The sequence below is a fragment of the Pseudomonas sp. 86_A genome (assembly GCF_017491705.1).
In the GTDB taxonomy this organism is placed as follows: Bacteria; Pseudomonadota; Gammaproteobacteria; order Pseudomonadales; family Pseudomonadaceae; genus Aquipseudomonas; species Aquipseudomonas koreensis.
The window spans coordinates 340,094-363,034 of record NZ_JAFGYS010000003.1; the positions used below are offsets into that span (position 1 = coordinate 340,094).

The following is a 22,941-nucleotide window of genomic DNA, read 5'->3' on the forward strand; positions in this document are numbered from 1 at the left end:
CCATGCTCTTACAACGCATTTTCGCTTCGGTGCTGTTGCTGGCCTGCGTCGGCCTGGCGCTGATGGCGTGGCCGTATCAAGCGGCTTTTTCTTACGAACCGGTGGGCCCACGCGCCTTTCCCCTGCTGATGCTCGGCCTGATGGGCCTGGCGCTGCTGTACATGGTGTTTCGTCCGGCGCCGATCAAGCACAGCGAAGACGAGCCACCGCTGGACCGCGAAACCCTGACCAAGATCAGCATCTGCGTGCTGTTGCTGCTGGTCTTCGCCGGCCTGTTCGAACCACTGGGCTTCATTCTCAGCAGCATCCTGATCGGCATCCCGATGGCGCGCCTGTATGGCGGTCGCTGGCTGCCGAGCATTGTGGTGACGACGTTGATGGCCATTGGTCTGTACCTGCTGTTCGACCGCCTGATGGACGTTCCGCTGCCTCTGGGCCTGCTCGACGTTCTGGAGAACTGATATGGATACTCTCGGTTATTTGGGTCAGGGCTTCGGCGTTGCGCTGAGTCCGTACAACCTGGTCACGGCCCTGACCGGCACGCTGATCGGCACCGTGGTCGGGCTGTTGCCGGGCCTTGGTCCGATCAATGGCGTGGCCCTGCTCATCCCGATCGCGTTCGCCCTTGGCCTGCCGCCGGAGTCGGCGCTGATTCTGCTGGCTGCGGTGTACCTGGGCTGCGAATACGGCGGGCGGATCAGTTCGATCCTGCTCAACATCCCGGGCGAAGCTTCCACCGTGATGACCACCCTCGACGGTTATCCGATGGCGCGTCAGGGCCTGGCCGGGGTGGCGCTGTCACTGTCGGCGTGGAGTTCGTTCATTGGTGCGTTCATCGCCACTTGCGGCATGGTGCTGTTCGCCCCGCTGCTGGCGAAATGGGCGATTGCCTTCGGCCCGGCGGAATACTTCGTGTTGATGGTATTCGCGATTGTCTGCCTCGGTGGCATGGCCGGCGATCGTCCGTTGAAGACGTTTATTGCGGCGTTGATCGGGCTGTTCCTGTCGACCGTCGGCATCGACGCCAACAGCGGCGTATACCGCTTCACCGGCGACAACATTCACCTGACCGACGGCATCCAGTTCGTGGTGTTGGTGCTGGGTCTGTTCTCGGTCAGTGAAATCCTCCTGTTGCTGGAAAAAACCCATCGCGGGCAGGAAGCGGTGAAGGCCACCGGACGCATGATGTTCAACTTCAAGGAAGCGGCGTCGGTGTTCGTGGTGAACATCCGTTGTGGCTTGCTGGGGTTCATCATGGGCGTGTTGCCGGGTGCCGGCGCGACGCTCGCCAGTGCCGTGGCCTACATGACCGAAAAACGCATCGCCGGTACCAGCGGCAAATTCGGTCAGGGTGACGCCCGAGGCCTCGCGGCCCCGGAAACCGCGATCGGCGCTTCGGCCTGTGGCGCGCTGGTGCCGATGCTGACCCTCGGCGTACCCGGTTCGGGCACCACCGCGGTGATGATCGGCGCCCTGTCGCTGTACAACATCACCCCAGGGCCGCTGCTGTTCCAACAACAACCGGACATCGTCTGGGGCCTGATCGCGTCGCTGTTCATCGCCAACATCATGCTGGTGATCCTGAACATCCCGATGATCCGCATCTTCACCCGCATCCTCGCCGTACCGAACTGGGCGCTGGTGCCGGTGATCGCGATCATCACCGGGATCGGCGTGTACGCGGTGCATGCGACCACCTTCGACCTGTTCCTGATGGTCGGCATCGGTATCTTCGGTTACATCCTGCGCAAACTGGATTTCCCGTTGTCGCCGGTTCTGCTGGGCTTCATTCTTGGCGGCCTGATGGAGCAAAACCTGCGTCGCGCGCTGTCGATCTCCAACGGTGCGCTGGAAATCCTTTGGTCGAGCCCGATCACTTTCGGCGTGTGGATCCTGACCGCGATCATGTTGCTGCTGCCGTTGCTGCGCATCTGGCGCAAGCGTTCGGCGGCGCAACGCGCCATCGCCGATGTCTGATCGGTCGTCCCTCAGAAGCTGGTGGGCCACCCCGCTGGTCGGTCTGCTTGGCGGTTTTATCGCCAGCCAGATCGGCTGGCCTCTACCGTGGATGGTCGGCTCGTTGCTGGCGATCATCCTGGTGCGCTGCCTGACCCCGTGGCAACTCACGGAAATCCCCGGCGGCCGCAAATGCGGCCAATGGATCGTCGGCATCGGCATCGGCCTGCACTTCACCCCGCTGGTGATGGAGCAGGTACTGAGTCATTTCGGTTTGATCTTCTTCGGAGCGTTGGTCACCAGTCTGTCGGCAGTCGTCGGCGTATGGTTGATGCGCCGCACCGGCGAGGATCGCGCCACGGCGTTTTTCTCGAGCATGCCCGGCGGCTCCGGGGAGATGGTCAACCTCGGCGCACGCAACGGCGCGCTGCTCAGCCACGTGGCGGCGGGGCAAAGTCTGCGGGTGCTGGTGGTGGTGCTGTGCGTGCCGGCCGCGTTCAAGTATCTGCTCGGGGACGGTACGCCGATTCCCCACGCTGGCAACGTCGATTGGCGCTGGCTGGCGATCCTGTTTCCCACCGGCGCCCTGCTCGCTTGGCTCTGGCAGCGTTTGCGCCAACCCAACCCCTGGCTGTTCGGGCCACTGCTGGTCAGTGCCACGGTGAGCATTGCCTGGGACTTGCATATCGGCCTGCCGGACGGTGGCAGCCAGATCGGCCAGTGGCTGATCGGCAGCGGGCTGGGCTGTCATTTCAACCGACAGTTCTTCCGCCGCGCGCCGTCCTTCATGGGGCGTACGTTGATCGGCACGGCGCTGACCATGTTGATCGCCACATTGGCGGCGCTGGGCTTGAGTGCGCTGACCCATCTGGATCTGCGCTCGCTGACGCTGGGCATGATGCCCGGCGGGATTGCCGAGATGAGTCTGACGGCGGAGACCCTGCAACTGTCGGTGCCGCTGGTGACGGCGATGCAAGTGATGCGGCTGTTGTTCGTGCTGTTTCTGGCGGAGCCGTTGTTCAAATACTGGAACCGAAATCCCGAATAAAACCGAGTCACTGTGGCGAGGGAGCTTGCTCCCGCTGGGCTGCACAGCAGACCCGACATCCTTGAACCGGGTGCTTCTGGCACACCGAAATCACAGGTTTTGCGGCTGCTGCGCAGCCGAGCGGGAGCAAGCTCCCTCGCCACAGATTTACTCAGCCAGTCAAACCGGCGGCAGACGCCACTCGATCGGCGTTTCGCCATTCTGCTCGAGAAACTTGTTGGTCCGGCTGAAATGCCCGCACCCCAGGAATCCACGATACGCCGACAACGGCGATGGATGCACCGACGTCAGCACCAGGTGCTTTGTCGCATCGATCAGCTTCTTTTTACTCTGCGCATGCGCGCCCCACAGCATGAACACCAGATGCGGCTGCCGTTCGCTGACCAGTTCAATGATCCGGTCGGTGAAAAACTGCCAGCCCTTGTCCTTGTGCGCGTTGGCGTTGGCGCGCTCGACGGTCATGGTGGTGTTGAGCATCAATACGCCCTGATCGGCCCAGCTTTGCAGGTAGCCGTGGTTGGGGATGTCGATGTTCAGGTCGCGTTTCAGCTCTTTATAGATATTAACCAGCGACGGCGGTGCCGGCACGCCCGGTTGCACCGAGAAGCACAGGCCATGGGCCTGACCCGGGCCGTGGTACGGGTCCTGACCGAGAATGACGACTTTCACCTTGTCCAGCGGCGTAGAGTTCAGCGCGTTGAAAATCAGTGGGCCCGGCGGATAGATTTCCTTGCCGGCAGCCCGCTCCTGCTGCAGAAAGTTGCGCAACTCTGCCATGTAAGGCTGGTCGAACTCAGCACGCAGTGCCTCCTTCCAGCTCGGTTCGAGTTTGATACGGTCGTCAGCAGTCATGGTTACATCCGGCGAAAACAATTGGGGCGAACCCTAGGAAACCCGCCCATGCTTGTCAATTGATCTGACGCAGATCCGGCACTTTCCCACACAGCGATCATACTGATCGTTCAAATTCCCGATCGAGGTCACGATGAATCTGCACTTCGAAGAACTCACCGGCACCGACGGCGCCCGCCTCGGGATCGCCAGCCTGGACGCTGAAAAGTCGCTCAACGCACTGTCCTTGCCGATGATCAACGCCCTGAGCGACAAACTGAATGCCTGGGCCAAGGATCCGCAAATCGTCTGCGTGCTGCTGCGCGGCAACGGTGCCAAAGCGTTCTGCGCCGGCGGTGAAGTGCGCAGCCTGGTGGAAGCCTGCCGCGCCCACCCCGGTGAAGTCCCGCCCCTGGCCGCGCAGTTTTTCGCGGCGGAATATCGCCTGGACTACAGCCTGCACACCTACCCCAAACCGCTGATCTGCTGGGGCCACGGTTACGTACTCGGCGGCGGGATGGGCCTGCTGCAGGGCGCGAGCACGCGGATCGTCACACCGAGCAGCCGTCTGGCGATGCCGGAGATCACCATTGGTCTTTACCCGGATGTGGGTGCCAGTTGGTTTCTCTCGCGTTTGCCGGGCAAGCTCGGCTTGTTCCTCGGTTTGACGGGCGCGCACATGAACGGTCGCGATGCGATCGATCTGGATCTGGCCGACCGCTTCCTGCTCGACGAACAGCAACCGGAGCTGATCGAAGGTCTGCTGCAACTGAACTGGCAGGAACAGACCGACGTGCAGCTCAACAGTCTGCTCAAGGCCCTGCAACAGGAAGCCGTAGGGCAAATGCCCGAAGCGCAGTGGCTGCCGCGTCGTCAGTCGATCGACGAACTGCTCGACGTCAGTGACGTGGCTTGCGCCTGGAAAGCCCTCAGCCTGCAACGCGACAGCAGCGACCCGCTGATCGCCCGCGCCGCGAAGACCCTGAGCGAAGGCTCACCATTGACCGCGCACCTGGTCTGGGAACAGATCATCCGCGCCCGCTACCTGTCACTGGCGGAAGTCTTTCAGATGGAATACACCTTGAGCCTCAATTGCTGTCGGCATCCGGAGTTCAGCGAAGGGGTGCGGGCGCGGCTGATCGACAAGGATCAGAAACCGCACTGGCATTGGCCGGACGTCAATACCGTGCCGGACGCGGTGGTCGAGGCGCATTTTCACAAGGTGTGGGAAGGTCGGCATCCGCTGGCGGATCTGACGAGCTACTGATTGCCCGGCAAATCGCAGGCACAAAAAAAGCGGCGCTCAATGCGCCGCTTTTTTGTTTGCGGAGGATTACCAGCGACCGCCTCGCCCGCCGTGGTCACCCCGGTTGCCGTGATGATCACGCCCGCCCCGGTCGCGGTCCCAGCCGCCACCGCGGTGACCGTCCCAACGCCCGCGATCGTTGTCGTGCCAACGGCGGCTCTCGTAGTAGCGCGGCGCCGGCTGGTAGTAACGTGGCGCCGAGTAATAACGCGGGGCCGGTTGGTAGTAGCGCGGAGCCGAGTAGTAGGTGCTGCCACCGCTGTAGTAAGTGCCGCCAGTGTTGTAGTAAGCCGGTGCGGGTGAGGTGTAAACCTCCGAGCTGTAATAACTGTCTGCGTAGGAGTAGGGAGCGCAACCGGCAACGGAAAACATCATCGCAGCAAGTAGAAGAATTCGTCGATACATGGCGGCCTCCTGGACCGCGGGTAGCCGCACCAGCGACGCTGGCAGGCATCAGTCGTTTATTCGGTGACTGACGAAATATCTGACAGCGTTTTCCGAATCTGGTGCGTTTCCGTAACAAGTTGAAACAAGTGATTAATGAAATCCTGTTCATTTGGAAAACACTGTCATTCAGCCGCTGCCTAGCGGTGACCACCGTGATAGCCGCCGCCGTGGTAACCGCGCCCATAGCCGCCGCGATAGCCATAGCCACCGTAGTAATAACGGCCGCCACCGTAGTAACGCGGTCCATAATAACCGCCGTAGTGATACGGCGAGTAATAGCCGGGATAGTAGTAAGTGGCGGGGTAAGCATCGTAAGGACCGGCGTAATAATAACAACCGGACAAGCCCAGGCCGAGCACCGCTCCCAGCAGCACTCGACGCAACAGTTTAGACGTACGCATGACGGCCTCCTGAAAGACCCACGGCCGCAGCAGGACAGCGCGGCCGACAAGGTTTTGACTGTCAGGCCCGGGGCAAGTGCCGGACTCGGGCAGGCTTCAGATCAGCGGTGTTGCTCCTCCTTGCGGGAGTGGCACCTCAAGGGGAATTCAGGAACGACCATTCGCGCCGCGCATGGAGCAGTTATTTCCCGGCAGTGCCATTAGAATGCTGCCATCGGGTCAATGCCAACGGAAACGTCTATGCCGCACAGATCTGCGCTGTACTCGCAACGCTCCCTGGTCCTGACACTGGTCGCGCTGCTCGGCGCCGGCTTCCTCGCCACCTCGCTGCTCAGCTACTACGCCTCCCGGGCGTCGATCCGCGACAGCATCGTCAACACCGAACTGCCGCTGACATCCGACACGGTCTATTCGGAAATCCAGAAAGACCTGGTCAGACCGATCCTGATTTCCTCGATGATGTCGCGCGACACCTTCATGCGTGACTGGGTGGTGAACGGCGAAAAAGACCCGTTGCAGATGACCCGCTATCTGAACGAGGTGATGACCCACTACGGCGCTTACACCGCGTTCTTCGTCTCCAACAGCAGCCACACCTACTACCACGCCAAGGGCGTGCTCAAGCAGGTCAGGATCGATGAGCCGCGCGACGCCTGGTACTTTCGCGTACGCGACATGAAAGACCCGTACGAGATCAACGTCGACCCGGACCTGGCCAACAAGGACAACCTGACGTTCTTCATCAACTACAAGGTCTATGACTACGACAACCGCTTCATCGGCGCCGCAGGCGTGGGCCTGACGGTGGACGCCGTGATCAAACTGATCGACAAGTACCAGCAGCGCTATCAACGCAGCGTGTATTTCGTCGACACCTTCGGCCGACTGGTACTGACCGGTGCCGAGGGCGGGCCGCAAGGCGCGCATATCGGTCAGAGCCTCGGCGAGCTCGATAGCATGAAAGGTCTGGTCAGCCAGTTACCCAAACCGCACAGTGGCAGCTACGAATATTCCGCCCACGGTCAGGGGCATTTCCTTAACGTACGGTTTATTCCGGAGTTGAACTGGTACCTGTTCGTCGACAAGCGCGAGGACGGTGCGCTGAGTGACATCCGCCAGTCGCTGTATCTAAATTTGCTGATCTGTCTGCTAGTGACCCTGGGCGTACTGGCCCTGCTCAACCGGGTGATCCGCCGTTACCAGCGCAAGATCCAGGCACAGGCGACCCTCGACAGTCTTACCGAACTGCCCAATCGTCGAGGCTTCGACCTGCTCGCCGCACAAGCCCTGCACGAAGCGCAGCGCGAGCCAAAGCCGCTGACTGCGCTGTTGCTCGATCTGGATCACTTCAAGAACTTGAACGATACCTACGGACACCTGGCCGGTGATCAGGTGCTGATCGGTTTCGCCCGCGACCTGCAGAGTTGCCTGCGCCATTCCGACATCGTCTGCCGCTGGGGCGGTGAGGAATTTATCGTGTTGCTGAAGGACACCGACGGCGACACCGGTCAGAAGATTGCCGAGAAGATCCGCCAACACGTCGAACAACAGGAATATGCCTACGATGGTCACCGCCTGAGTCTGACCGTGAGCATCGGCGCCACCACCCTGCAAGCCGATGACACCTTGCACACGCTACTGTCCCGGGCCGATCATGCGATGTACCGGGCCAAGCAAACTGGCCGTAACCGCACCTGCGTGGAAATGCCTCACTCGACTTATGCCTGATTCCGACGTTAAACCCGACCTCTGCCCGGCCTGCGGCGCCCGCAACGACTGCAGCCTGGCTGACCCGCGCACCGCCGACCGGGCCTGCTGGTGCTACGGCGTGAGCATCGATCCGGCGGTGCTCGAAGCGCTGCCGGCGGCGCTGCGCGACAAGTCCTGCCTGTGCCCGCGCTGCGCTCAGGTCGAGGCGCAACTGCAAGCAGCGGCGCGGCCGATCCCGTAAGATGCGCGCCCCGTCTTCCATCGAAACCTGAACATGCGCGTCGATCGTTTCCTCAGCAACCTGCCCCGCTACAACCGTCAGCAGGTTCGCCTGTTGCTGGTGGAAAAGCGCGTGCGGATTGACGGAAAAGTCGTGAGCGACCCGCACAGCGAAGTGCTGGAATTCAGCCGCGTCGAAGTCGACGAAGAAATCCTGCAGCGCGGTAAACCGGCGCGCTACTTCATGCTGCACAAGCCGCCGGGGTGCGTCAGCGCTACCCGCGATCCGCAACACCCGACCGTCCTCGATCTGATCGATGAACCCGACAAGGACGACTTGCACATCGCCGGGCGCCTGGATTTCAACACCACCGGGCTGATGCTGATTACCAACGATGGCGGCTGGTCGCGACGCCTGACCCAACCGCAGACCAAACTGCCGAAGGTCTATTACGTCGAGACCGAACAGACGATCGGGCCGGAGTATGCGCTCACGTTTGCCGAGGGCATCTACTTCGCCTTCGAAGACCTGACCACGCAACCGGCGCAGCTCCAAGTGCTCGGCCCGAAATCGGCGCGCCTGAGCATCGTCGAAGGCCGTTACCATCAGGTGAAACGCATGTTCGGCCACTTCAACAATAAAGTGCTGCGCCTGCACCGCGAATCCATGGGGCCGCTGCAGCTCGATGACGCGCTAAAACCGGGCGAGTACCGCGCTTTGCGCACCGAAGAGATTCATTTGTTCTAAGCCGGCGACCGCTCAGCAGAAGTTGTCGAACAATTTACCAACGGCACTTGCGCGATCCCTCTCCCACTGCTTGAATCAGGACGTCGGCCCAAATTGTGACCGATGAGTCACACCATACCTCTAAGAAACTTTTTGCCGGTCGTCAGCCCCTTGGGCTGCGCCTCAGCCGGCAAACTGCCCGCCAATAACAACACCCGTCGACCGCAGTCATGGATCGACATGGGCCAAGCACATTCCAGGCGTATGCCTACCTGTCACAAAGCTCGTGCAATCTCTATTTGCGCGCATACCCGCTTGCTTGCCAGGAGTCTTATGACATGAGGCCAGAAATCGCTGTGCTGGATATACAGGGTCAGTATCGGGTTTACACGGAGTTCTATCGCGCAGACGCCGCAGAGAAGACCATCATCCTGGTCAACGGCTCGATGGCCACGACTGCGTCGTTTGCACAGACTGTGAAAAACCTGCACCCGCAATTCAACGTGGTCTGCTACGACCAGCCCTACGCGGGCAGATCAAAGATCCACAATCGTCACGAGAAACATCTGACGAAGGAAGTCGAAGGGCAGATTCTGCTGGAGCTGATCGACCACTTCGGCGCCGAGCATGTGCTGTCGTTTTCCTGGGGCGGTGCGGCCACCCTGGTTGCCCTGTCCCACCAGCCGCGGCGCATCGAAAAAGCCGTGATCAGCTCGTTCTCGCCGGTGATCAACGCGCACATGCTTGATTATCTGGAGCGCGGCGTCGATTACCTCGGCCAGCGCGATGGCGACCGCGTCGGGCATCTGGTCAACAACACCATCGGCAAACACCTGCCGTCACTGTTCAAGCGCTTCAACTACCGCCACGTCAGTAGCTTGGCCGAGCACGAATACGGGCAGATGCACTTTCACATCAACGACGTGCTGCACAGCGATCGTCAGTGCTACCTGAATGCGGCGAAGAAGATTAACGTGCCGGTGATGTTCCTCAACGGCGAATGGGACGAATACACCGCCGCCGAAGACGCCCGGATATTCGGTAACCACGTGGCGCAGAGCACCTTCACCACGCTGCAGGCCACCGGGCACTTTCTCGACATGGAGCACAAGGCTGCATGCCGCGATAGCCAGAACGCCCTGCTCGGTTTCCTGAAACCGTCTCAGCAGTCGAGTCGAACGCGTTACTCGTTCGTTCAGGATCACCATGCACTGGCCATTTGAAAAAGCGTCGTCGCGCGCGAGTCGGCAGGCTCGAACGATCAGCGTATCGCCCCTGCCCGACTCGCCCGCGAGTGACCGTTTTCAAGGTTGTAACGCACTGCGTGCAAAAGAAAACTTCAAATCCGCGCCCGACTCTGGTACAAAGTCAGCCGCTTTGAGCGGGTATAGTTTAGTGGCAAAACGAAAGCTTCCCAAGCTTTAGTTGAGGGTTCGATTCCCTCTACCCGCTCCACTCAATTGGGTCTCACGTCGTGGTTAAGACGGGAGATGCAGGAACAGAAAAACCGGCCTACAGGGCCGGTTTTTTTGTGTCTGGGATTTACCATATCGGCTCGTAAAGACCAGCAACATACCCATCACCCCGACTCCCCCCCCGCCTGGACTGGTTCTTGACCCCAAACCGAACAAAAGACGATGACCCTTTGGTGGTTATAGTGTTGATCAAAAAATAACAGTAGTTATAGTACCCACCAAGCACACCACAAGGAGGTGTTGTGAACAGCCGTTTTTTAATCGGCCAACTCGTCGCGGACGGTTGGTATTTGGTGCGGGTCAAAGGCAGTCACCATCACTTTAAACATCCCGTCAAACCCGGACTGGTGACGGTGCCGCATCCCAAGAAGGACCTGCTGAAAAAAACCGCGATGAGCATTTTGAAACAGGCGCTGCTTTGACTCACGCCGCCGACAGCGTCCAGGAGGAACACGAACATGCTTTACCCGATCGCAATTTCAATAGGTGATGAAGAACACGCCTGGGGAGTAGAAGTACCGGATATCCCCGGCTGTTTTTCTGCCGGCGATGATCTGGATGATGCCGTCGCGATGGCTCGCGAAGCCATTGAGGGTCATTTCGAAATTCTCGCCGAGGACGGTGCGCCGATCCCGCCAGCGAGCAAGCTTGGCGTACACGTCGCGAACCCGCAGTATGCCGGCTGCGCTTGGGCGGTCGTCGATATTGACGTCACCAAATACTTGGGCAAGGCGCAAAAACTCAACATCACATTGCCCGGATATCTGCTCAACCGCATTGATGAATATGTGCTTCATCACCCGGAAGAGAAAAGCCGCTCGGGGTTTCTGGCTTCGGCAGCGTTAAAGGTTTTGCAGCAAGGTTGAATGCAAATCCGCCTCTCCGCTAGCATTTCCCCATCACCCACCACCCTCCCCCTGCGCGGCCATCGACGAATACGCGTTTTCACTTTCGAGGGACTCCATGGCGCGGCTCCTGTGCCGCTGATCACCGAACTCCAAAGAGCACTTCCTCCATGACGCAAAACATTTACGACGACCCGGAATTTTTCCAGGGTTACAGCCAGATGAACCGCTCCATCGGCGGCCTCGATGCCGCGCCGGAGTGGCCAGCGCTCAAGGCGTTGCTGCCATCGATGCACGACTTGAATGTGGTCGACCTCGGTTGCGGCTATGGCTGGTTCAGCCGCTGGGCCAGTGAACAGGGCGCCGCCCATGTGCTGGGGCTGGATGTCTCGGAAAAGATGCTGGAGCGGGCCCGCGAAACCACCACGGCGGCGAACATCCGCTACGAACGCGCCGACCTTGAACATCTCGACTTGCCGGCCTGCAGCTTCGATCTGGCCTACAGCTCGCTGGCGCTGCACTACATCAAGGATCTGCCGGGGCTGTTCGCTCATCTGTACGCGGCGCTGAAACCCGGTTCGCACTTTGTGTTTTCCATTGAGCATCCGATCTTCATGGCCCCGCGCAATCCCGGCTGGCTGATCGACAGTGAAGGCCACAAGCGCTGGCCGCTGGACAGTTATCAGCTGGAGGGTGAGCGCGTGACGAACTGGCTGGCCGAAGGGGTGATCAAGCAGCACCGCACGATGGGCACGCTGCTGAATTCACTGATTGGCGCTGGGTTCACTATTCGCCACGTCAATGAATGGGGGCCGAGCGATGCAGAGGTGGCCGCGCAACCGGCGCTGGCTGAAGAACGAGAGCGGCCGATGATGATGTTGGTGGCGGTGCAGCGCTAACTCGCGGCAGATGCATTGTGGCAAGGGAGCTTGCCCCCGCTGGGGTGCGAAGTGCCCCATAGAGCCTGGGCCTGCTGCGCAGTCCAGCGGGAGCAAGCTCCCTCGCCACGCGATGGGTGTTTGCCTTTAGCGAGTCGCGACGATAAATAGCCGTGGAAAGGGCAACAGTACCGAACCATCGGCCAGCGCCGGATAAGCCTCGGCAACGGCCGCCAGATACTGCGCCAGATACTGAGTACGCTCCTCTTCACTCAGCGGGCTCAAAAACGGAATCAGGCCACTGCCCTTGAACCACTCCACCACCCCCGCCGCCCCGCTCGCGAGTGGATGATGATAGGTGGTGCGCCAGACATCGACCCGCGAGCAGTGTGGGCGCAACATCGAGAAGTAATCGCCGGCACTCGCCATCTCGGTGCGTTGCCCGGCGGCACCTGCCAGCTTGGCGGCCCATGGGCCGTTGGCAGCGACTTCGCGCATCAGTCGATGGGAAGGCTCGTTGAGGTTGTCCGGCATCTGGATCGCCAGACTGCCGCCGGGGGACAGCTTGCCGGCCAGCGTCGGCAGCAGCGTCGCGTGATCCGGCAGCCACTGCAGCACGGCGTTGGCGAAGATCACATCGAATGGACCGGCATCAGCCCAACGGTCGATCTCGGCCACTTCAAACTGTAAATGCGGCAGGCGCTTGCGTGCTGCGGCGATCATGTCCGGCGAACTGTCCAGGCCTGTGACCGCTGCCTCCGGAAAACGCTGCATCAGTAACTCCGTCGAGTTCCCGGGACCACAACCGATATCAACCACCGTGTGCGCCTGAGCGGTGGGAATCGCCGCCAACAAATCTCGGGCCGGGCGGGTGCGTTCATCTTCAAAAGCGACGTATTGCTTGGCGGACCAACTCATTGCGTTCTCCTGTCGAGGCATGGCAGTAGTTCGTCACCATACAGGCAGCGCTGCGGGCAATTCCAGAAAGGCTTATTGCAAGGGATGTCATCACGCTCGCCATTATTGGCAGGGGTAATTTGTAAGTAGAATTTTCTTCCACCCTCAGATGTCTGAATTTCGAACGCTCTCCTTATAAGGAACACCGTCATGAAGTTCGCAAAAATCTCCCAGACCTTGGCTCTCTGGGCCGGTAGCCCAAAAACCTTCATGGGCGCATTGATCCTGATTTTCCTGTGGGGACTGAGCGGGCCGATTTTTCACTTCAACGACACCTGGCAACTGATCATCAACACCTCGACCACGATCATTACGTTCCTGATGGTGTTCCTGATCCAGAACACGCAGAACCGCGATACAGACATCCTGCACCTGAAGCTTGATGAGTTATTGCGGGTGAACAAGGAAGCGCAGAACGCGATGCTCGGGCTGGAGTCGCTGGACCTCAAGCAGTTGGAGGCGCTGCGCAAGCATTACCGCGGCCTCGGCGAAAACGAGGTGTTCGACCTCGAGGGGCTGGCGCAAAAGAGCAAGCCGAAACAGGATTTGAATGACTGCTGATAGCGTTGCTGCCAGGTCAACCTTTGTGGCGAGGGAGCTTGCTCCCGCTGGGGCGCGAGCGGCCCTGAAAAAAGTCAGCTACGCAGCCCGGCGGGAGCAAGCTCCCTCGCCACAGGAAACAGGTAACCCTGCGGGTCAGCGGCTGGCTTGCAGCGCCCGGGCCATTTCCAGATGGTTTTGCAGCTTCGGCAAGGTCTCGTCGGCAAATGCCTTGATCTCCGGCACGTCGGTGTTCTGTGCCTCTTCCTGGATCTGCTGGATGGCTTCCTCGGTCGCTTTCACCTGGCTCGCGGCGTAGGCCTGGTCGAAGGTTTCACCGTCCTTGACCTGCGGGATCATGGTTTTCGCCTTGTCGGCGATTTCTTCGCGGGGAGCGACCGGCAGGTCGAGTTTCTTCGCGATCTTCGCCAGATGTTGATTGGCGGTGGTGCGGTCATTGATGACCACGATGGTGTAGTCCTTGACCTCTTTGGATTCGGACTTCTGATGCGCCAGACGACTGGCTTCGATGTCGGCCATGCCTTTAGCCGAAGCATCGTTGATAAAATCGGCAGGCGACTGGGCTGCGGCGCCGCTGGCAAATGCACTGCTGGCGAACAGTCCCAACAACGTGACAAAACTGAAACGACGTACCTGGGTGGCCATCCGGCTCATGGTCGCGCCCTCCTTCTCTTCAAATTCAAGCGGGAGCTTACGCCCCCGCCTCTCAATCAAAACGACCTCACCGACTTACTTCGACTTCTGCGCTGGCTTGCGACCCATTTCGGTTTTCGCAGGCTCTTTGTCGACCGTCGTGGTGGTGGTTTTCCCACCCTTGCGACCGGCCTCAGACGCCTTGGTTCGATCGTTGGCAAAGTTTCCCGAGTTCGAGTTTCTTGAATTAGGCATGATTCTCTTCCTCTTGGTGTTGATCGTTGGCGAGCGGGTGCCCGCCTAGATTGAGAATTGCCGGACGGATAAAGGTTTAGAAAAGTTGCCCCCGCCGCGACGAACGGCGCGCACTGTTTCAGAGATCAACCGCCCGATGATTAAGGCGTTTGGCGGCGTACATCGCTTGGTCGGCATGCCGGAACAGTTGCTGTTCTTCGCGGCCATGTTCGGGATAACGGGCCACGCCGATGCTCGGTTCGATGTGCAGATTGTGACCGTCTAGGCGCATCGGCTGCATCAGCACCTGTCGGATTTTTCCGACCACGCTGTCAGCGTCTTCAGCGGCGTGAAGGCTGTGCAACAGCACCACGAATTCATCGCCACCGATGCGCGCCACGGTATCCCTGTCGCGCACGCAGCCCTTGAGCCGACTCGCCACCGTTTGCAGCAGCATGTCGCCGACCGCATGACCAAAGGTATCGTTGACCTGTTTGAAGCGATCCAGATCGACGTACAGCAGCGCCATGCTTCCCGACGCTTCGCGAGCACCGGCCAGCGCAGCCTTGAGGCGATCTTTCAGCAGCACGCGATTGGGCAACTGGGTCAATTGATCGAACTGCGCCATACGTTTGAGCCGCGCGTGCAGTTGCTGACGCTCAACGGCAGTGGCGACCTGGGCGCAGACGTATTGCAGCAGCTCCTTGTCCTGTTCGGTGTATCGCTCTCCGCCCGGCAGACTTTTGACGATCAGCGCACCGATGGTGCCGTTTTTCGAGTTCAGCGGCACCCCGAGCCAGCACGGTGAATCTTGCCCCGCTACCAGTGCGGCGAACTGTGGCGGTGAATCAGGGCTGTCCGGCGTCAGCAGAATCGGCTGGCCGCTGCGGATGACTTCCGCGCACAGGCGACCGGTGGCAGTGCCCGGTTGCTCAGGCTGCAATTCGTGATCGTCGACGTGATAGGGAAAGTTCAGCTGCGCGCAGTGTTCGTCGTAGAGCGCAACGGAGAAATTCAGCGCCGGCAGCCACTCGCCAATGATCAGATGAATGCGCTTGAACAGCGCCAGCAGGTCTTCGGCCACGTGGGCCGCTTCGGAAATCGCGTACAACGCCGCCTGGCGCGATTCCGCCTGTTTGCGTTCGGTGATGTCGCGGGCCACGGCGATGCGCAACTGATCGACCTCGGACCAGCGCGCCGACCACAGAATGTGCGCGGTGCGTCCATCCTTGCGCACGTAGCGGTTTTCGAAGTTGTGCTTGGGCTCGCCGCCCATGATGTCGCGGGCGGCGGCGAGCGTGCGCTGGCGGTCGGCCGGGTGCACCAGTTCGATCATTGGCCGGCCGATCAACTCGTCAGGCGTGTACCCGAAAATGCGCTCGCAGGCCGCACTGACAAAAACGAATCGGCCTTGCTTGTCCACCGCACAGACGGCGTCCAGCAACAGGTCCATATAACTCGCCAACGGCGCGGAATTTCGGCTTTCCATGGTTCAGCGTAGGTGTCCGGGCAATGCAACAATAATCCACCATCCCTGACCTTTTGCTCCCGCATCCCTGCAACCAGCGTCAAGCCTTGTTCGGCAGCAATCCCGGCAGCGCATGCACCAGCGCATTGATCGCAAAACCGATGAACATCACCCCGCACAGGCGGGTGATCATCAGTTCATGGCGTTGATACAGCGTGCGCACCCGACGGGCGCCGACAACCCCGATCAAGATAGCGTAAGCCAGCAATCCGCCGAGGAAGCTCAAGGCGATCAGCGCCGGCAGCATCGACCAGTTGAGCAGTTCGGCGCGGCTCGACAGCAGCGCGGTAAACGTCGCCACCGCCACCGGGTAGGCCTTGGGATTGGTCAGGCCGAACAGGATGCCGTGCCAGAACGGCTGACGCGCCGCGCCCTGGGGCTGGTCATCGCTGCGCCGCTGGGCGCGTACCGCTCGCCAGCCAAGCCAGAACAGGTACACGCCGCTGAGCACGCCGAGTACATCAAACGCGGTGCTGCCGATTTCCCGGGCGCCGACGATCGCGATCAACGCGGTGCTGCACCAGACCACATCCCCGAGCAGGTGCCCGCAGAGAAACCCCGCCCCGGCCCGCCGCCCATGCGCCGCGCCGATGCCGAACACTGCCAGCACACCCGGCCCCGGCGTGATGCCATAGATGAAACCCGAGGCCAGAACGGCCATAAGCAACGATGGAGTCATGACATACCTGCAAGCGCCAGCACGAATGGTGGCCAGTCTATATCAGCGCCCTGTGTCTGATCACTGCTCGTCGTAAAAACGCATACCCGCGTACGGTTTCAACCGACAGGCTGCCAGTCGCGACGCGAGATCGCCGACATGGGCTTCGAGCTTGAGCCCGTCCGGGTCAAGAAAGTAGAACGATGCACCTTCGCTGCGGTTGTCGCGCCACTCCCGCACGTTGGCCGCTTTTAGCTTCTGCACGAACAATGGAAAATCCGCCTGAGCGAGGCTGAACGCGTAATGGGTGTAGTCGACGGACGGCTCGCAACTGCGCTGTGCGTCCAGCGACAGACACAACCACAGCCCCGGCAGCGACAGGTAGGCACCGGCGTCCCACGTGGCTTCGACGCGCAGACTCAGCACGTCGCGATAGAACGCCAGACTGCGTGGCAAGTCGCTGACGGCGAGGGTCAGGTGGTTGAGGCCGGTGAGCATGGGGTCAGTAACCTCGCAGGTCTTCAGGGACGTTGTACTGCTGACCATCGTACGTCAGGGTGATCTGCTTTTTCTTCAGCTCGGTGGTGTTCGATACGCACTGATTGCCGGATTTAGTGTTTTTCATTTTGCTGCCGCTGGTGGTGACGATCAGATCGGCGAAACCATTGTGACTCGATGGACCCATCTCGAGCGTCCGGCGGATTTTTTTGCTGTAGCCCTCGCAGTCATTCACGAACTCACCGTTGTCCTTGAAGACCACCAGGCCTTCGAGCACCGGACGCAGGCTGTCACCCTCGCGCACATACAGCGCCAGATCGGTTTTCTCGTAGGGGATGGCATGGGAACTGTGCACGAATTTCGCTCGCAGACCAAAAGCCCGGACGTCCGGCGTCAGTCGGTAGCGCGCCGTATCGATGCGTACGTCATCCAGCCGCACGGCGTCGGAGTTGTAGGCGCCCGGTTTGTGGTAAGTGGCGATCGGTTTGGCGTTGCTGGCATTGAGCAGCGCCAGATCCAGATCGAACGCACCGGCATCGTCACCACCGGCATCGGCCAGATAGGTGGATTTGACCGAAATCGCCTGACTCGGGAACGCCGGCCAGACGTTGCAGCGCGACATGGATTTGCCGTCGAAACTCTTGGTGGTGCAGGCGGCTTGGGCGTGGGTGGTGATGGCCAGCAATGCGAAAGCCATGAGTAAGGTGTTCCTGCAGGTCATGTTTCTTCCTTGATTAAAGTCGGGTGCACTGCTGTTAGACGAATGGCAGGCGGGCCCAAGTATGACGCTGTAGTATGTTGCACTACAAACCACTACACCGAGACCATCATGTCCGTCATGTCTTTGCGTCTTCCCGATGAAATTGCCGACACCCTCGCCAACCTCGCCAAGGCGACCGGGCGTAGCAAGTCGTATCTGGCAGTGGATGCCCTTCGCGAGTATCTCGCGCGGGAAGCCTGGCAAATCGAAGAGATCCAGCAAGCGTTGAAGGAAGCCGACGCCGGCGATTTCGCTTCTGCCGATGAAGTCACGGCCATCGCCAACAAATGGAATGCCAATGCGCGTTGAGTGGCTCCGTACCGCACTGAAGAATCTTGATGACGAGGCTGCCTACATCGCGATTGAAAATCCGCAGGCAGCTTCAGAGTTTGTGCAAGCCATACTCGACTGCGTCGATCATCTCGCTCGATTTCCTGCCTCCGGGCGTGAGGGGCGTCTGCCCGGAACAAGAGAATGGGCGCTAGCTGATCGCCCTTATTTGATTCCGTACCGGGTCCGTCAGGGCCGTCTCCAGGTTCTGCGCATATTCCATACCCGCCGGCTTCCTCCCAGCATGTGGTAGCGCACGCTCAAGTGTCGCGTCTCATCCCCTCCTCAATCCTGCGATTCAACCAGTGCAACGCCTGATCCGCACCCCGCCGTTTGTGCCACGCCAGCACGAAGGTGAACGGCGCGATCTCGAACGGGGGCGGCAGCACGATCAAACCCTGCTGATCAATCTCACGCACGCTGCGCGACGACACGGTGAGGATCAGGTCCGTACCGCTGATCAACTGCGGCGCGACGTTCCAGTGCGGCAAGCTGATGGCGACGCGGCGGCGTTCGCGCAGTGAGGTCAGCGCGCGTTCGATTTCCGGGGTGCCGCTGCCGCGCATTTCCAGCAGAACGTGCGGGCGCGACAGGTAAGTCGGCAAGTCCAGAGTGCCGTCGGCTGGCAAGGTGCGGCGATCCAGCAGGCAGACGTAGCGCTCTTCAAACAGCACCGAACTGCGTAATTCGTGGGGCATCTCCGGGAACACCCCGGCGGCCACATCAATGTCACCGTTAAGCACCCCCTCGAGCATGCCTTCGCGGCTGGCGTGGCTGATTTGCAGGTCGATGCCCGGCGCTTCACGGCGCAGGGTGCGGATCAAACCGGGCAGGATGATGGCCGCGCCGTAGTCAGACATTGCCACACGAAAGCTCCGACGCGCACTGGCCGGATCGAAGGCATTCGGCGCCAACAGCGATTGCACCTGCGCCAGCGCTTCGGCCAGCGGCGCGACCAGTTCCAGCGCTCGCGCCGTGGGCACCAGGGTCGAGCCGGCGCGCACCAGCAGCGGATCGCCTAGCACGTCGCGCAATCGCGCCAGCGCATGGCTGACCGCCGGTTGGCTCAGGTGCAGTCGCTCGGCGGCACGGGTGACGTGTTGCTCGCTGAGCAAGGCGTCGAGAATCACCAACAGGTTCAGATCGATGCGGCGCAGATCATTCATCTTGTGCATGTTCTGGATGACAAAACGGAATTTAAATCTGCGCGACGAATACCTTAGAGTCCAGCAAAACCTGTTGGAGAGTGATCATGAGTACGTTGCAATGGACCGGTTTGTCGCTGCTGGCCGCGTTTGCCGGGGCGGTGGTGCCGTTTCAAAGTGCGATCAACAGCAATCTGGCGCGCGGGCTGGGGCATCCGTTGTGGGCGACACTGGCCTCGTTGGTGGTCAGCGTGCTGGTGCTGTTGCCGGTGATTCTGGCGTTGCGCCTGCCGCTGCCGTCGCTGGGGTTCATCAGCAAGGCGCCGTTGTGGATGTGGGCTGGAGGTGCGTTTGGCGTATGTTTTGTGGCGCTGGCGGTGATGTTGCTGCCCAAGCTTGGCGCGTCGGGGTTTGTTGCGTTGGCGTTGGCCGGGCAGGTGATTGCTTCGATGCTGCTCGATCACTTTGGGCTGTTTGGATTGGTGGAGAAACAGCTGACGGTGTCGCGGGTGTTGGGGGCGTTGTTGTTGATTGGCGGGGTGGTGTTGATTCAGTTTGGCGGGGTGTTTGAGAGGAATGGGGCAGCGGTTGGTTAATCCAGAGGATTATTCAATGTCTGGAAGTCGGCCATCGCGAGCAGGCTCACTCCTACAGTTGAAAATGCATTCCCCTGTAGGAGTGAGCCTGCTCGCGATGGCGTCAGAAGTGGCGCGGAAGACCTCGGAGCTTGTCGAGGCTGTACCCTGCTCAAAACGCGTTGCGGAAAATCTCCTCGATCTGCCGCTGATCCGCCGCCCGTGGATTGGTCAGGCCGCACGCATCTTTCAGCGCGTTGGTGGCAAGCACCGGGATGTCGCTGAGTTTGGCGCCGAGTTCGCGCAGGCCGCCCGGAATATCGACATCTTTAGCCAAACAACGAATCGCATTGATCGCCGCCTGAGCGCCCTCCTCCGGACTGAAACCGCGAATGTCCGCGCCCATCGCATGCGCCACGTCAGTCAGGCGTTCGGCGCAGATCAGCGCGTTGAAAGCCTGCACATGCGGCAGCAACACGGCGTTGCACACGCCATGGGGCAGATCGTAGAAACCGCCCAACTGGTGCGCCATCGCGTGCACGTAGCCAAGCGACGCATTGTTGAACGCCATGCCGGCGAGGAACTGCGCATACGCCATGTTCTCCCGCGCTGCGAGGTCGCTGCCGTCACGCACGGCGAGGCGCAGGTTGTTGCTGATCAGGGTCATGGCCTTCAGCGCGCAGGCGTCGGTGATCGGGTTGGCGGCGGTCGAAACGTAGGCCTCGATGGCGTGGGTCAGCGCGTCCATGCCGGTGGCGGCAGTCAGGCTTTTCGGCATGGCGACCATCAGTGCCGGGTCGTTGACCGACAACAGCGGCGTGACGTTGCGGTCGACGATGGCCATTTTCACGTGGCGCGATTCGTCGGTGATGATGCAGAACCGGGTCATCTCGCTGGCAGTGCCGGCGGTGGTGTTGATCGCGATCAGCGGCAGTTGCGGCTTGCTCGATTGATCGACGCCTTCGTAGTCGCGGATCTGCCCGCCGTTGGTCGCACACAGGGCAATGCCTTTGGCGCAGTCATGGGGCGAACCGCCCCCCAGCGACACCACGAAATCGCATTGGCTCTCTTTCAAAAGGCCCAGCCCGGCCTCGACGTTGGCAATGCTCGGGTTCGGTTTGGCGCCATCGAAGATCACTGAATCGATGTCCTGCATCGCCAGTTTCTCGGCGAGCATGGTCGCTACGCCGGCCTTGGCCAGCCCCGCGTCGGTGACGATCAGCGCCTTGCGAAAACCGTAGTTGCGGATCGCAACCATGGCCTCGTCGAGGCATCCGTTGCCCATGATGTTTACGGCCGGAATGAAAAAGGTGCTGCTCATGCGCATCTCCTGACTGAGGCCGAATCGACTGCTCCGATACGGCGGATGAGCACAGGATCGACTGATCGGTCACGACCGATGTTGATCTGGCTCAATGCCCGCTCGTGATAAAGTCGCCGTCCATCCGCCCTTTGTTTTGAGACTGCCCCCGCAATGACCGATTTTCTGGATGTCGACGCCACCCTCGAAGACTGGAGCGCCCTGCGCGCCACCGCCGACTTCAACGGTCTGCTGGTGGGCAATGGCGCCAGCCGTGCGGTGTGGGACGACTTCGGCTACGACTCGCTGTTCGAAAACGCACGCACGGTGGAAGAGAAACCGCTGAGCCCGTCGGAGCTGAGCGTGTTCGACGCGATGCAGACGCGCAGCTTCGAGCAAGTGCTTGGCGCCCTGAAAACCACCAGCCGGGTCAACAAGGCACTGGCCGTCAGCTCGGCCGCACCGCGCAATCGCTACTACGCGATCAAGGAAGCGCTGATCAACACCGTGCACGCGGTGCACATCCCATGGCGACTGGTGCAAGCCACAACCCTGGCGACGCTCAACGAAGAACTGGCGCGCTATCGCACGGTGTTCACCACCAATTACGACCTGCTCAGTTACTGGGCGATCCAGCATCAGAGCGAGGCCATCGATGACCTGTTCAACGGCCCCGATGCCAGTTTTGATCTGAGCGAAAGCACCAGCGCCAAACCACGCCTGCTGTACCTGCACGGTGGCCTGCACCTGGTGCGTAATCAGGACGGCACCGCACGCAAACTGACTTCGACCGAAGGCACCCTGCTCGGCAGTTTCGCGATCAACAACACGATCAAGACGCTGGACGACGTGCCGCTGTTCGTCAACGAAGGGCCAAGCGCGGACAAGCTCAAAACCATCCGCAGCTCGGATTATCTGTCGTTCTGTTATGAGCAGTTATTGGGGCATGCGGAGAATCTGTGCATCTTTGGTCATGCCCTGGGTGAGCAAGACGCTCATATCGTGCGCGCCTTGCGGTTGGCGAAACCGCAGACCGTGGCGATCTCGATTTATCCGCGCAGTGCGGCGTTCATCCAGCATCAGAAACGCCATTACGCGCAGGTGTTCGAGGGCACGGGCGTTGAGTTGCGGTTTTTTGATGCGAAGAGCCATGCGTTGGGCAATCCGAAGCTTTCGGTTCCCGTCGAAGTCTGAAGCTAATACATCACCTGTGGCGAGGGAGCTTGCTCCCGCTGGGCAGCGAAGCGGCCCCAAAATATCAAGCTGCAAAGCGATGACTGCTGCGCAGCCAAGCGGGAGCAAGCTCCCTCGCCACAACAGCAGAATCGGTTCATTCCTCGGTGCTGTGCACCACCACCAACAACTGCGCCTGCACCTCGCCCACCGACCTGATCCGGTGCGGCTTCTGCGCATTGAAGTGCAGCGCATCGCCGCGCTCCAGCAGCACCCGCTCGTTCATGAAATCCACTTCCACCTGCCCTTCGTGGACGAACAGAAACTCTTCGCCCAAATGCTCTTTGAAGGTCTTGTCGGTGAATTCACTCGGCGGGTAGATGATGAACGGCAGCAGGCTGCGTTCGCTGACCTGATGCGCCAGCACCGCATACCCGGGGCTCTGATCGTTGGCCGCCAGCGACTGGCGCTCATGGCTGCGCACAAGGCTGTAGCTGTCGAGGCTGACGTTGTCCTCGGAGAACAATTCCTCGACCTTCACATTCAACGCTTTCGCCAGTTTCAGCGCGGCTGCGATCGACGGGGTATTCAAACCGCGCTCGACTTTCGACAGGTAGCTCTTGGTCATGCCGGACTTTTCGGCAAGTGCTTCAAGCGTGACCCCAAGTTTTTTTCTCAATAATTTCAAACGGATAGACATGCGCAGCAGTTATTCCATCAAGGAAACGACAATTCATGCTTGCTTA

General features: G+C 60.4%; 29 protein-coding genes and 1 tRNA gene. 17 read left to right on the plus strand and 13 right to left on the minus strand.

Annotated elements, in window-relative coordinates:
* Positions 1-2 precede the first annotated feature (2 nt).
* From J5M57_RS07180 to J5M57_RS07190, 3 genes are read left to right on the plus strand one after another with little or no spacing between them, the layout of a single operon-like run.
* Positions 3-461, plus strand: a complete 459-nt coding sequence (locus J5M57_RS07180) for a tripartite tricarboxylate transporter TctB family protein (RefSeq protein ID WP_064586414.1) — start codon at positions 3-5, stop codon at positions 459-461.
* Between the two features lies 1 nt (position 462).
* Positions 463-1,977, plus strand: a complete 1,515-nt coding sequence (locus J5M57_RS07185) for a tripartite tricarboxylate transporter permease (RefSeq protein ID WP_064586413.1) — start codon at positions 463-465, stop codon at positions 1,975-1,977.
* Entirely contained in the window at positions 1,970-3,004 is a 1,035-nt protein-coding gene (locus J5M57_RS07190) for an AbrB family transcriptional regulator (protein WP_207848289.1), read from the plus strand. Before J5M57_RS07185 ends, J5M57_RS07190 begins: the two co-directional genes overlap by 8 nt.
* Positions 3,005-3,163: 159 nt before the next feature.
* On the opposite strand, the gene ung is transcribed toward J5M57_RS07190, so the two are convergent.
* Positions 3,164-3,856, minus strand: a complete 693-nt coding sequence (gene ung / locus J5M57_RS07195; protein ID WP_207848290.1) for a uracil-DNA glycosylase — start codon at positions 3,854-3,856, stop codon at positions 3,164-3,166.
* Between the two features lie 133 nt (positions 3,857-3,989).
* Here ung and J5M57_RS07200 point away from each other — a divergent pair, with 133 nt between their 5' ends.
* The gene (locus J5M57_RS07200; protein ID WP_207848291.1) at positions 3,990-5,102 is read left to right on the plus strand and encodes an enoyl-CoA hydratase/isomerase family protein; all 1,113 of its coding nucleotides are present in this window, start codon (positions 3,990-3,992) and stop codon (positions 5,100-5,102) included.
* 66 nt (positions 5,103-5,168) lie between these two features.
* Here J5M57_RS07200 and J5M57_RS07205 read toward each other — a convergent pair whose 3' ends face one another.
* Positions 5,169-5,546: a hypothetical protein gene (locus J5M57_RS07205; protein WP_207848292.1), complete on the minus strand. Its 378-nt coding sequence runs from the start codon at positions 5,544-5,546 to the stop codon at positions 5,169-5,171.
* Positions 5,547-5,725: 179 nt separating this feature from the next.
* Positions 5,726-5,989, minus strand: coding sequence for a hypothetical protein (locus tag J5M57_RS07210; RefSeq protein ID WP_169841081.1), 264 nt, complete (start codon positions 5,987-5,989; stop codon positions 5,726-5,728).
* 240 nt (positions 5,990-6,229) lie between these two features.
* Here J5M57_RS07210 and J5M57_RS07215 point away from each other — a divergent pair, with 240 nt between their 5' ends.
* The 8 genes from J5M57_RS07215 (at position 6,230) to J5M57_RS07250 (ending at position 11,864) form a co-directional block, all read left to right on the plus strand.
* Complete coding sequence (locus J5M57_RS07215; RefSeq protein ID WP_169841082.1) at positions 6,230-7,717, plus strand: sensor domain-containing diguanylate cyclase; 1,488 nt, start codon at positions 6,230-6,232, stop codon at positions 7,715-7,717.
* Positions 7,710-7,940, plus strand: a complete 231-nt coding sequence (locus J5M57_RS07220; RefSeq protein WP_064586407.1) for a cysteine-rich CWC family protein — start codon at positions 7,710-7,712, stop codon at positions 7,938-7,940. Before J5M57_RS07215 ends, J5M57_RS07220 begins: the two co-directional genes overlap by 8 nt.
* A 33-nt stretch (positions 7,941-7,973) precedes the next feature.
* The gene (locus J5M57_RS07225; RefSeq protein WP_207848293.1) at positions 7,974-8,666 is read left to right on the plus strand and encodes a pseudouridine synthase; all 693 of its coding nucleotides are present in this window, start codon (positions 7,974-7,976) and stop codon (positions 8,664-8,666) included.
* 317 nt (positions 8,667-8,983) lie between these two features.
* Positions 8,984-9,868, plus strand: a complete 885-nt coding sequence (locus tag J5M57_RS07230; protein WP_207848294.1) for an alpha/beta hydrolase — start codon at positions 8,984-8,986, stop codon at positions 9,866-9,868.
* Between the two features lie 158 nt (positions 9,869-10,026).
* Positions 10,027-10,100 (plus strand) — tRNA-Gly (locus J5M57_RS07235).
* A gap of 262 nt (positions 10,101-10,362) precedes the next feature.
* Entirely contained in the window at positions 10,363-10,542 is a 180-nt protein-coding gene (locus J5M57_RS07240; RefSeq protein ID WP_169841085.1) for a type II toxin-antitoxin system HicA family toxin, read from the plus strand.
* Positions 10,543-10,578: 36 nt separating this feature from the next.
* Positions 10,579-10,986, plus strand: coding sequence for a type II toxin-antitoxin system HicB family antitoxin (locus J5M57_RS07245; protein ID WP_047292246.1), 408 nt, complete (start codon positions 10,579-10,581; stop codon positions 10,984-10,986).
* Positions 10,987-11,135: 149 nt separating this feature from the next.
* Positions 11,136-11,864 carry a class I SAM-dependent methyltransferase gene (locus tag J5M57_RS07250; RefSeq protein ID WP_207848295.1) on the plus strand — a complete coding sequence of 243 codons (729 nt, stop codon included), beginning with the start codon at positions 11,136-11,138 and terminating at the stop codon, positions 11,862-11,864.
* A gap of 126 nt (positions 11,865-11,990) precedes the next feature.
* On the opposite strand, the gene tam is transcribed toward J5M57_RS07250, so the two are convergent.
* Positions 11,991-12,761 (minus strand): trans-aconitate 2-methyltransferase, encoded by a 771-nt coding sequence (gene tam / locus J5M57_RS07255; protein ID WP_207848296.1) that lies wholly within the window; start codon positions 12,759-12,761, stop codon positions 11,991-11,993.
* A 189-nt stretch (positions 12,762-12,950) separates the two neighbouring features.
* Here tam and J5M57_RS07260 point away from each other — a divergent pair, with 189 nt between their 5' ends.
* A complete protein-coding gene (locus J5M57_RS07260; protein ID WP_064586402.1) occupies positions 12,951-13,361 on the plus strand; it encodes a low affinity iron permease family protein in 411 nt (136 codons plus the stop codon).
* A gap of 135 nt (positions 13,362-13,496) precedes the next feature.
* Here the strand turns inward: J5M57_RS07260 and J5M57_RS07265 are convergent, their stop codons facing one another.
* The 6 genes from J5M57_RS07265 to J5M57_RS07290 form a co-directional block, all read right to left on the minus strand.
* On the minus strand, positions 13,497-14,015 hold the full coding sequence (locus J5M57_RS07265; protein WP_169841089.1) for a DUF4142 domain-containing protein: 519 nt from the start codon (positions 14,013-14,015) through the stop codon (positions 13,497-13,499).
* Positions 14,016-14,090: 75 nt separating this feature from the next.
* The gene (locus J5M57_RS07270) at positions 14,091-14,249 is read right to left on the minus strand and encodes a KGG domain-containing protein (protein ID WP_003222499.1); all 159 of its coding nucleotides are present in this window, start codon (positions 14,247-14,249) and stop codon (positions 14,091-14,093) included.
* A 118-nt stretch (positions 14,250-14,367) separates the two neighbouring features.
* Positions 14,368-15,717 carry a sensor domain-containing diguanylate cyclase gene (locus J5M57_RS07275; protein WP_207848297.1) on the minus strand — a complete coding sequence of 450 codons (1,350 nt, stop codon included), beginning with the start codon at positions 15,715-15,717 and terminating at the stop codon, positions 14,368-14,370.
* A gap of 79 nt (positions 15,718-15,796) precedes the next feature.
* Entirely contained in the window at positions 15,797-16,435 is a 639-nt protein-coding gene (locus J5M57_RS07280) for a LysE family translocator (RefSeq protein WP_064586399.1), read from the minus strand.
* Between the two features lie 60 nt (positions 16,436-16,495).
* On the minus strand, positions 16,496-16,912 hold the full coding sequence (gene fos / locus J5M57_RS07285) for a fosfomycin resistance glutathione transferase (RefSeq protein ID WP_207848298.1): 417 nt from the start codon (positions 16,910-16,912) through the stop codon (positions 16,496-16,498).
* Between the two features lie 4 nt (positions 16,913-16,916).
* A complete protein-coding gene (locus J5M57_RS07290) occupies positions 16,917-17,609 on the minus strand; it encodes a hypothetical protein (RefSeq protein ID WP_243435128.1) in 693 nt (230 codons plus the stop codon).
* A gap of 132 nt (positions 17,610-17,741) precedes the next feature.
* Here J5M57_RS07290 and J5M57_RS07295 point away from each other — a divergent pair, with 132 nt between their 5' ends.
* Both J5M57_RS07295 and J5M57_RS07300 read left to right on the plus strand, forming a co-directional pair.
* Positions 17,742-17,981, plus strand: a complete 240-nt coding sequence (locus J5M57_RS07295; RefSeq protein ID WP_169841093.1) for a ribbon-helix-helix protein, CopG family — start codon at positions 17,742-17,744, stop codon at positions 17,979-17,981.
* The gene (locus tag J5M57_RS07300) at positions 17,971-18,255 is read left to right on the plus strand and encodes a type II toxin-antitoxin system RelE/ParE family toxin (protein WP_169841094.1); all 285 of its coding nucleotides are present in this window, start codon (positions 17,971-17,973) and stop codon (positions 18,253-18,255) included. Before J5M57_RS07295 ends, J5M57_RS07300 begins: the two co-directional genes overlap by 11 nt.
* Before the next feature lie 7 nt (positions 18,256-18,262).
* On the opposite strand, the gene J5M57_RS07305 is transcribed toward J5M57_RS07300, so the two are convergent.
* Entirely contained in the window at positions 18,263-19,177 is a 915-nt protein-coding gene (locus J5M57_RS07305; RefSeq protein WP_207848299.1) for a LysR substrate-binding domain-containing protein, read from the minus strand.
* A gap of 77 nt (positions 19,178-19,254) precedes the next feature.
* Between J5M57_RS07305 and J5M57_RS07310 the strand changes: the two genes are divergently transcribed.
* Positions 19,255-19,743 carry a DMT family transporter gene (locus tag J5M57_RS07310; protein ID WP_207848300.1) on the plus strand — a complete coding sequence of 163 codons (489 nt, stop codon included), beginning with the start codon at positions 19,255-19,257 and terminating at the stop codon, positions 19,741-19,743.
* A gap of 151 nt (positions 19,744-19,894) precedes the next feature.
* Here the strand turns inward: J5M57_RS07310 and yiaY are convergent, their stop codons facing one another.
* The gene (gene yiaY / locus J5M57_RS07315; RefSeq protein WP_169841097.1) at positions 19,895-21,043 is read right to left on the minus strand and encodes an L-threonine dehydrogenase; all 1,149 of its coding nucleotides are present in this window, start codon (positions 21,041-21,043) and stop codon (positions 19,895-19,897) included.
* A 153-nt stretch (positions 21,044-21,196) separates the two neighbouring features.
* Here yiaY and J5M57_RS07320 point away from each other — a divergent pair, with 153 nt between their 5' ends.
* Positions 21,197-22,216: a DUF4917 family protein gene (locus J5M57_RS07320; RefSeq protein ID WP_169841098.1), complete on the plus strand. Its 1,020-nt coding sequence runs from the start codon at positions 21,197-21,199 to the stop codon at positions 22,214-22,216.
* A 136-nt stretch (positions 22,217-22,352) separates the two neighbouring features.
* On the opposite strand, the gene J5M57_RS07325 is transcribed toward J5M57_RS07320, so the two are convergent.
* Complete coding sequence (locus J5M57_RS07325; protein ID WP_207848301.1) at positions 22,353-22,895, minus strand: XRE family transcriptional regulator; 543 nt, start codon at positions 22,893-22,895, stop codon at positions 22,353-22,355.
* Between the last annotated feature and the right edge of the window lie 46 nt (positions 22,896-22,941).